This window comes from Marinobacterium zhoushanense, assembly GCF_014641945.1.
GTDB lineage: Bacteria > Pseudomonadota > Gammaproteobacteria > Pseudomonadales > Balneatricaceae > Marinobacterium_D > Marinobacterium_D zhoushanense.
Genome location: NZ_BMIJ01000010.1, coordinates 130,168 through 139,326, shown reverse-complemented (window position 1 = coordinate 139,326; position 9,159 = coordinate 130,168). Strand labels below are relative to the sequence as shown.

At 59.5% G+C, this 9,159-nt stretch carries 10 protein-coding genes and 1 riboswitch; of the genes, 6 read left to right on the top strand and 4 right to left on the bottom strand.

Annotated features, from left to right (window positions below; translation table 11 throughout):
• The first annotated feature begins 455 nt into the window (after positions 1-455).
• A complete protein-coding gene (pfkA, locus tag IEX40_RS21075; protein ID WP_188752051.1) occupies positions 456-1,460 on the top strand; it encodes a 6-phosphofructokinase in 1,005 nt (334 codons plus the stop codon).
• 8 nt (positions 1,461-1,468) lie between these two features.
• Positions 1,469-2,077 carry a DUF502 domain-containing protein gene (locus IEX40_RS21070; RefSeq protein WP_188752048.1) on the top strand — a complete coding sequence of 203 codons (609 nt, stop codon included), beginning with the start codon at positions 1,469-1,471 and terminating at the stop codon, positions 2,075-2,077.
• A 2-nt stretch (positions 2,078-2,079) separates the two neighbouring features.
• Here the strand turns inward: IEX40_RS21070 and IEX40_RS21065 are convergent, their stop codons facing one another.
• The 4 genes from IEX40_RS21065 to IEX40_RS21050 form a co-directional block, all read right to left on the bottom strand.
• Complete coding sequence (locus IEX40_RS21065) at positions 2,080-2,721, bottom strand: MBL fold metallo-hydrolase (RefSeq protein WP_188752046.1); 642 nt, start codon at positions 2,719-2,721, stop codon at positions 2,080-2,082.
• 62 nt (positions 2,722-2,783) lie between these two features.
• Positions 2,784-4,412, bottom strand: coding sequence for a methyl-accepting chemotaxis protein (locus tag IEX40_RS21060; protein WP_188752043.1), 1,629 nt, complete (start codon positions 4,410-4,412; stop codon positions 2,784-2,786).
• 104 nt (positions 4,413-4,516) lie between these two features.
• Positions 4,517-5,347 (bottom strand): CHAD domain-containing protein, encoded by an 831-nt coding sequence (locus IEX40_RS21055; protein WP_188752041.1) that lies wholly within the window; start codon positions 5,345-5,347, stop codon positions 4,517-4,519.
• A 21-nt stretch (positions 5,348-5,368) separates the two neighbouring features.
• Positions 5,369-5,560, bottom strand: a complete 192-nt coding sequence (locus tag IEX40_RS21050; protein WP_188752039.1) for a zinc ribbon domain-containing protein — start codon at positions 5,558-5,560, stop codon at positions 5,369-5,371.
• 111 nt (positions 5,561-5,671) lie between these two features.
• Positions 5,672-5,789, top strand: a riboswitch (TPP riboswitch).
• Positions 5,790-5,851: 62 nt separating this feature from the next.
• Here IEX40_RS21050 and thiD point away from each other — a divergent pair.
• From thiD to IEX40_RS21030, 4 genes are read left to right on the top strand one after another with little or no spacing between them, the layout of a single operon-like run.
• Entirely contained in the window at positions 5,852-6,667 is an 816-nt protein-coding gene (gene thiD, locus IEX40_RS21045; protein WP_188752037.1) for a bifunctional hydroxymethylpyrimidine kinase/phosphomethylpyrimidine kinase, read from the top strand.
• Between the two features lie 4 nt (positions 6,668-6,671).
• Positions 6,672-7,406, top strand: a complete 735-nt coding sequence (locus IEX40_RS21040) for an ABC transporter ATP-binding protein (protein ID WP_188752035.1) — start codon at positions 6,672-6,674, stop codon at positions 7,404-7,406.
• Complete coding sequence (locus IEX40_RS21035) at positions 7,406-8,185, top strand: ABC transporter permease (RefSeq protein ID WP_188752033.1); 780 nt, start codon at positions 7,406-7,408, stop codon at positions 8,183-8,185. The genes IEX40_RS21040 and IEX40_RS21035 overlap by 1 nt, the downstream gene beginning before the upstream one ends.
• A 13-nt stretch (positions 8,186-8,198) precedes the next feature.
• Positions 8,199-9,131, top strand: a complete 933-nt coding sequence (locus tag IEX40_RS21030) for an ABC transporter substrate-binding protein (protein ID WP_188752031.1) — start codon at positions 8,199-8,201, stop codon at positions 9,129-9,131.
• The last annotated feature ends 28 nt before the right edge of the window (positions 9,132-9,159 follow it).

Genomic DNA, 9,159 nt, shown 5'->3' with positions numbered 1-9,159 from the left:
TTTGTGTGCTTAGATCCCAACAAGCGCCCACACGAATTACCTGATCGACTTGTTAAAGAGCGTGCTGAGCGACTTGCTTACTACCGAATCCGTCGTCTCAAGCGAGGCGCATATCTTACCGCCTCATTCCCCAGTGTCAACGACTTTTTGCTGTTATTTCGGTGACTTGCATCGCGAAGCTAACCGCCCGTTGGCGCTGAAGTGGGGGCGTATTCTACGTATCCGAATATGACTGTCAACCGGTTTTACTGTATTGACCCAAGAATATTATTCCGTCGCTCGAAAGCCCCTAGAGGACCGCTAAGTAACAGCGGTCGATTCACAAGGAACAAATAGCGATAGCCGGCATCAACTCGATCTGGACAGCGGGGATGTCATCATCCGATGATAGCTTTCAAGCAGTTCGAATATAGGCTCCAGGTCCAGCTCTGGCTGGTGGAAACAAGGAGAGTACGATGTATACGCTGCCTTCACTGACAGCCCAAAAATCCGTCCGCTCAATCGCGATACTGACCAGCGGGGGCGATGCTCCCGGCATGAATCCCGCCATTCGAGGCGTGGTGCGTGCCGCACTGCATCAGGGGATCGAGGTATTTGGCATAAACCGCGGCTATAGCGGACTGATCAGCGACGATATGGCACCAATGTCCTCTTCTTCGGTGAGCAATATCGTCCAACGGGGCGGTACTATCCTGAAAAGCGACCGCTGCGAAGCGTTTAAAAAACCCGACGTGCGCGCCAGTGCAGCCGAGATTCTCAGGGCACGGGGTATAGATGCGCTGGTTGTAATCGGCGGCGACGGCTCGCTGACCGGTGCTCATCTGCTACAGCAGGAAACGGGTATCGAGGTGATCGGGCTCCCCGGGACCATCGACAACGACATTTTCGGCACCGACGATACCATCGGCTTTGATACTGCCGTCAACACAGCACTGGAAGCGATTGACCGGATCCGCGATACCGCGTCCTCCCATGAACGCCATTTCCTGGTCGAGGTGATGGGCCGCGCCTCCGGATTTATCGCCATTCACGTCGGCATGGCAGCCGGGGCGGAGATGATCCTGGTACCTGAGCGGGCGATCGAGATAGAGCGGATCAGTGAAGAGCTGGCCGCGGCACGCAGGGCCGGTACGGGATCGAGCGGTATCATTGTTGTTGCCGAGGGTCCGGAGCCCGGGCTGACCTACCGTCTTGCCCAGCAACTCAAGGAGCACGGGCAGGATCCTCGCGTCTGTATTCTCGGCCACATCCAGCGTGGTGGCAGCCCCACCGGCCATGACCGGGTTCTGGCGACCTGCATGGGTGCCATGGCCGTCAGTTATCTCGGTGCCGGCTATTCCGACATCATGGTCGGCGTCCGCGATGGCCAGATACTCGATGTGCCGCTGGAGGATATAATCCGCTTCCGCAAGGGGCTGGATCCAACGTTGCTTGAGCTGGCCCTGCAGGTCCACCGTTAGGAGGCGACATGAAACTGATGCTACGCTTCTTCTTCCAGGGCCTGCTGGTTCTGCTACCGGCTTTACTGACCGTATATCTGGTCTGGGTGATAGTCGGGACTCTGAACGATCTGATGTTCTCGATCATCGGTGAGCAGCTGGAGCAGCTGATCGGTGTTGAGTTGCCCACGTGGCTGACCTCTCTTCTAGGTCTGGCGTTGGTTTTGGGGCTGATTATATTCACCGGCATGCTGGCATCGATCTATCTCGGACGCTTCATTCTGAGCTGGTTCGACCATCTGTTACAGCGCATACCGCTAGTGCGCCTGCTCTATACCTCGTTAACCGACCTGTTTACCGCGCTCCTCGGCGACAATCGAGGATTCGACCGCCCGGTACTAGTACAACTGACGGCCGAACCCGGCATACGGGTAGCGGGTTTCATTACGCGGGACGATCTGTCGATGCTGGGATTGAAGGACGATGTGGCGGTCTACTTACCCCAGTCCTATAACTTCGCCGGTAACCTTGTAATCGTTCCACGCGACCGAGTAACGCCGATCGACGCCAAGGCGAGTCAGGTAACCGCGTTTATCGTCAGCGGAGGGGTCTCCACTAGCAACCGGGGTGGCGAGTAAGTTCACCCCCAACGGTCGGAAACAAAGGGGTTAGTCCGACGCTCGTTACCAAAGGTCGACATTGGACCATGACCGGGGATGAAGCGCACCTCATCCCCGAGGGGAAACAGCTTCTCCTTGATTGAGCGAATCAGTTGCGCGTGGTCTCCACGGGGGAAGTCGGTGCGCCCGATCGATCCCTGAAACAGCACGTCACCGACCAGGGCCAGTTGTTCGCCAGGATGGTAGAACACCACATGTCCTGGCGTATGCCCCGGGCAGTGCAGCACCTCCAAACTCTGCTGGCCGACCTGAACACGGTCTCCCTCCTTCAGCCAGCGATCCGGTGTAAAGCCGTCAACCTGATCGAATCCAAACATGGCGCACTGCTGGGTCAGGCTATCGATCCAGAACCGGTCTTCCTGCTCAGGCCCTTCGATCGGCACACCGGTCATTTTGGCTAGCTCCGCGGTACCGCCCACATGATCAAGATGGCCGTGCGTCAGCAAGATACGGGTGAGCTTGACGCCCTCCTCATCGATCGCAGAGAGGATCAGTCCAAGGTCACCACCGGGATCCACCACCGCCGCTTCCAGGGTGTCCTCACACCAGAGCAGGGTACAGTTTTGCTGAAAGGGGGTGACGGGAATGATGCGGAATTTCATGGCAATACTCGGAAAACAGGTGATGAGCACCCCAGTATACCCGGGGTGCCCGGAGAGCCCAATCAGGTGCGGAAACGGCTGATCTCATGCTGCAGCTGGGTGGCCAGTGCCTTGAGCTGCTCACTGCTTGCCGCCACGGTATTGGCTGCGCTGACTGTGGCTTCAGACGCCTGGGTAATCGACAGCAGGTTGTTGTTCATCTCTTCGGATACGGCACTCTGCTCCTCCGTTGCCGCCGCAACCTGGACTCCCATATCCCGTACCGCGTTCATATCGGCGACGATGCGTGACAACTCCTCGCCGGCCAGCAAGGCGCGCTCGACGCTTTCATCGGCTCGTTGACTGGAGCGCTCCATCACCTCCACCGCACGTTTGGCGGCCTTGCTCAAGCGCTCGTTCATATCCCGGATCTGCTCGGTCGAGCCGCGCGTACGCTGAGCCAACTGACGCACTTCGTCCGCTACCACGGCAAACCCCCGTCCAGAGTCGCCGGCACGAGCCGCCTCGATTGCCGCATTCAGCGCCAGCAGGTTGGTTTGCTCGGAGATCGCCGCGATCTGCCCCAGCACCTCGCTAATCTGCTCGGTATCCCCTTCAAGCGCCTTGATTACACCCGAGGCTTCCTCTACCTCTCGCGCCAGCGCCTTGATGCGGGATACGGTGTCATCCACATCACGACTACCTTCGTCCGCTTCATGGTCTGCGCTATCGATGGCACTGGAGGTCTCACCCGCCGTGCGCGCAATCTCATGGATGCTGGCCGCCATCTCATTCATCGCGGTCGAGAGCAGCTCGGCCTCCTGCGCCTGTCGACTCAGTGCCTGGCTGGTCTGGTCGGCGCTATTGGCCAGTTCAGAGGCGCTGCCGGTCAGCTGGGTCGAGCTCGCGGAGATGCTGTGCACCAGAGCCCGGAAAACCTCCAGAGTTTTGTCGATCCGACGACCGACCTCGCCAAGCTCATCGCGTGTATTCAACCCGGTACGCTCACGCAGATCACCTTCGGCCACCTTGACCATCACCTCATTGATGCGATCCAGTGGACGGCAGATAGAGCGACTGATGATCCAGGCCAACCCTCCCATAAGTACCAGCGCGATCAGGAGCTGCACACCAACATGCACCGCCTCACTCACAAAGGCTGAGTTGATATCCTGCACATAGAGGCCGGTACCGATTACCCATCCCCAGGGTTCAAAGGTACGCACTATACTCAGTTTTTCCTGCGGCTCACGCTCCCCCGCCTTCGGCCAGGTGTAGCTGAAATACTTTTCGCTGACAGCGCTGCCCAGCAGGGCAGCCATATCGGCAAAGATCCGTTGACCATCTTCGCTGTGGGACTGTGCCATAGATTTGCCTACGAGCTTAGAATCAGCCCCATGCATGACAAATCGCGCCTGCTTATCCAACACAAAGAAGTAGCCTTCCTGCCCGTAACGCATGTTTTCCAGCAGATCTTTGGCCCTGTGCTGCGCCTGCTCGAGCGTTATCTCCCCATCGTCGATACGACTCTGCTCGACTTCCAACATGCGATAGGCCACATCGGCCAACGCTTCGAGCTTCTGCTCGCGTTCGTTGAACAGTGAGGCGCGCATGTCCTGCAACGCCAACAGTGACACCAACCCCAGCAGCGCGGCTGCAATAAGTACCAACGTCCAAAGTTTTCCGCGTACAGAGAGGTTCGATAAGCTCATGGATAGACTCCTTTTCCATGGGACATCAAAGAGAAGAGGGATAATCGGCCCAGACTAGCACCGCTTCATGTCAAGAACCATCGACTTGAAGGCCTTCCCAGCCCCTAGTTGACGTAGATCTGCGCAGCACACTGGTACGCCTGGCCAAGCAGGCGTTCACGCCGCCAATGCAGACGCGGGGCCAGCCATTGGAGATCCTCCTGCCAGACCCAACGCCGACGCTGTTGAAGATGCTGTTCCAGCACGTCGAGATCGTGCAGCTCACCAAGACGGCGTCCGAGACTCCTCAGTAAATTACCGCTAGAGTCGCTGCGCCTAAGTAGCTGTTTTTGATACAGGGTGCTTTTAACCACCTTACGCCAGTCATGCAAGGTCTCGGAATCCGATCGTTTCTGTGCTCGACGCCAGAGTTTTCGCCCTTTACGAAAACCGCGCTCAACCCCTTTGTGCAAGTCTCGCTTATGCACGCCCTTCAGCGGCAGTTGCGCGAACTGCCAATCTACCCGGTCCAGTACCTGCTCTATTTTGCGCCAGCCGGGTGTCTGTTTATCGCCGGGAAGACAGGCGTCATCGCCCTCCAGCTTCAGTGCCTCATACAAATGTAAATAAGCGGGTGCCCCCTTGCTGTCGGCAGCCAGAAGCTCCAGTGTTTCCAGCACCACGTCGGAATCGCGATTCGAAGCGAGGTCATTCGACAACGTGCGGCAATCTTCATTGAGTCGTGCATACTGCTTACCGCTGAGATGGGGTTTGAGTAGCCTTAGCAGTGCGCGCATCTGTTTCATGGCCACCCGCAGCCGATGTATCGCCTCCTTTTGCCCCCGCTTATCTCGATGCTGTATCTGCCCCCGCGCTTGATCCAATATCGCCCCGCCACACGCCTTCAACCTCGCATTACATTTTTTTGGCGGTGAGCTGTTATCTTCTCTGCCCATTCAAGCCCTTCCTGGACGGGGTTATCCCCCTTCTCGCTCTACCTCTACCAGCGGCAACCCCAGCTGCGGTATGGCAACCCTGACAAAGATGGGCGCACAGCAGACGGGGCAATCCTCGGTGTACTCCTGCTCGGGCTCTATACACTCAATGACCAGGAGTACCGACTCGCTGCACCAAGGGCAGCTGACCTCTACATCCTCCTGCGGATTCATAGCCAATACCTCACTGCTTTCAGGAAGCCTGCTATCAGTTATAGCCGATCCCGCGCGCTTTGCCGGGGTTGTGGACAGCGGGCGTCTGTCCGCCTAGACTGTGCGCTACATCTATCTTGGTCGGGGTGCCCCGTTCACAGTACAGCTATGCTGCGTGAGCCGGGCTGAGATTAAACCCGCTGAACCTGATCCGGCTTGAACCGGCGTAGGAAATCGAGATTCACCGTATGCCCAAGAACCATCCCCGTATCGGGCTGGCTGTGCGGTTTATCCGTAGCACAGGAGCCTGACATGACCAGCCAAACTCCCATCGCATTGACCATTGCCGGCTCCGACAGCGGCGGCGGTGCCGGCATCCAGGCCGACCTGAAAACTTTTTCCGCACTCGGTGTTTACGGTGCCTCGGTCATTACCGCGCTGACCGCGCAGAACACCCGTGAAGTACGTGCCATCCACGACGTACCGGCAGACTTCATCGCGGATCAGCTCAACACCGTGTTCGACGATCTGGCGGTCAGCGCAATCAAGATCGGCATGCTCAGTCGCCCGGAAACGATACGCACCATTGCCGCTATTCTGCGCGAGCGAGCATCGGGCAATATCGTGCTCGACCCGGTCATGGTGGCCAAAAGCGGCGACAAACTGTTGGCCGACGAAGCGGTTGATGCGCTGCGCAGCGAACTGCTGCCGCTGGCGACGCTGATTACGCCGAACCTGCCGGAAGCGGCGGTGCTGCTTGGCGTTGACGAGGCGGTGTCGGTGGAGGCTATGCGCGAACAGGCCCTGTCTCTGCTGCAGCTTGGCCCAGCCGCGGTATTGATCAAGGGCGGTCACCTGGCGGATTCCAGCAGCGACGACAGTGCCGATCTGCTACTGGCTCCACAGCAGGAGCACTGGCTGCCGGCCAAACGCATCGCTACGCGCAACACCCACGGTACCGGTTGCACGCTATCCTCCGCGATCGCGGCCGGCCTTGCCCGCGGACTGCCGATACAAACCGCGGTAGAACAAGCCAAGACCTACATCACCGAGGCGATACAGGCAGCGGATACACTGCGCGTTGGTTCGGGTCACGGTCCGACCCACCACTTTTACCGCTGGTGGTAAGCCCGTGGATATCCGGCTCGAAAACGCCAGCCTGCACTGGCAGCAACACTGCGTGTTCAGTGGCCTCAATCTAGAGCTACCGGCTGGGCAGTGGACCAGTATTTTAGGCCAGTCCGGGGTCGGTAAGAGCTCACTCCTGCAACTGCTGTGCGGCATCGCCGATGATGCCGATGTGTCCGGCACTATCCTCTGTAGTGACGGCAGACCGCTGAGCGGCCGGGTGGCGTGGATGGCACAGGATGATCTGCTGCTGCCCTGGTTAAGCGTGCTCGACAATGTACTGCTCTGTGCCAGGCTGAGTCGGGACCGGGTGAGTACCGAGCAGCGGGAGTACGGACACTACCTGCTGGCTCAGGTCGGCCTCGGCGCCAAGGCCGATGTGCTGCCAAAGCAACTATCTGGCGGACAGCGCCAGCGGGCGGCCCTGGCACGTACCCTGTTCCAGGATCGTCCATTGGTCTGCATGGATGAACCCTTTTCCGCGCTGGATGCGATCAACCGACTGCGCCTGCAGGATCTGGCTGCCCAGTTGCTGGCCGATCGCAGCGTATTGATGATCACCCATGACCCGCTGGAAGCGCTGCGTCTGTCGGACCGTGTACTGGTCCTGCAGGGATCACCGGCTCGACTGTCCCGCCCAATTCTGCCCCTGGGCGCAACGCCGCGCTCGGTACGCGACGGGCCCCTGCTGCAGCAACAGGGTGAGCTGCTGGCCTTGCTCGCCGGGGAGGTCGCCTGATGGCCGCGATAGCGCGTCCGCTGTGCATCGCCCTTGGCCTGACATTGCTATGGCAATGTATCGTCTGGGTCACCGGCGCGCCGAAATTTATCCTGCCGGGTCCGGGACTGGTGATCGACGCACTGCTGGATCAGCTGCCGCTGCTGCTGCGCCATGCTGGTGTCACGCTGGCCGAGATCCTGCTCGGTCTCACCTTTGGTGTGATACTGGGCCTGTTCAGTGCCCTGTCGCTGATCACCTGGGGAGGCCTTAGGCGCTGGTTGATGCCGGTGCTGGTGATCAGCCAGGCGATCCCGGTGTTCGCTCTGGCGCCAGTACTGATGCTATGGCTCGGTTACGGCATGGCTTCAAAGATTGCTATGGCAACGTTAATCATCTATTTCCCGGTGACCGCGGCCTGCTTCGATGGCTTGCGCCGCACGCCCACCAACTACCTGAAACTGGCCCGTACCCTGGGCGCCAGCTGGCAAGCACAGCTGATCCAGATCCGCCTGCCCGCGGCGCTACCCGCCTTCGGCTCGGGCCTGCGCGTGGCCGCTTCGGTGGCACCGATCGGTGCCGTGGTCGGCGAGTGGGTCGGCTCCTCGACGGGGCTGGGCTACCTGATGCTGAACGCCAACGCCCGCATGCAGGTGGACCTGATGTTTGCCGCGCTGCTGGTGCTGGCCTTGATCGCCGTCAGCCTCTACTTCCTGATCGACTGGCTGGCCCGCCTGCTGGTGCCCTGGCAAAGCGATACCTTGAACACACCCCTATCCGGCTCAGGCCGGAACCGATAATGAGAGGCCTCTCATGAAACGCTTTAGCATACTGCTACTGACCGCGCTGTTCTCAGCCCAGACCTTCGCCGCAGACAAAGTTAACGTGTTGCTGGACTGGTTCATCAATCCCGACCACGGCCCGCTGATCGTTGCCCAACAGCAGGGCTATTTCGCCGAGCAGGATCTGGAGGTATCTATGGTTGAACCGGCGGATCCCTCCATGCCACCCAAATTGGTCGCCGCCGGCAAGGCCGATATGGCGATCAGCTACCAACCTCAGCTGCACCAGCAGATCGATGAGGGCCTGCCACTGGTGCGGGTCGGCACGCTGGTCGCCACACCTCTGAATTCACTGGTCGTGTTAAAGGATGGCCCGATCAAGTCGATCACCGACCTCAAGGGCCGCAAGGTGGGTTACTCGGTCAGTGGCTTCGAAGATGCCATGCTGCGGGCCATGCTGGAGAAGCACGGTCTTAGCCTGGACGATATCGAGCTGGTCAACGTCAACTGGTCCCTGTCGCCGTCGCTGATCTCGGGACAGGTCGATGCCGTGATCGGCGCCTTCCGCAACTTCGAGCTCAACCAGATGGATATCGAAGGCCACCCGGGGCGCGCATTCTTCGTCGAGGAGGAGGGGGTACCCGCCTATGACGAGCTGATCCTGGTGATCAACGCCAAACACCGGGGCGATGCTCGTTACGCCCGCTTCATGACCGCTCTTGAGAAAGCGACCCAGTTCATCGTCAACCATCCAGACCAGGCCTGGCAAAGCTTTGTCAGTTACAAACCGGATGAGCTGAATACCGAACTGAACAAGCGCGCCTGGGCCGACACCCTGAGCCGTTTCGCCCTGCGCCCGGCGGCGCTGGACAGTGCCCGCTATCAGCGCTTCGGCGCCTTTATGCAGCGGCAGGGGCTGACCAAGGCAGCGCCCGCGGTCGACACCTACGCCACTACGCCCTGACGCCAACCTCTCGCGATCAACACCGGAG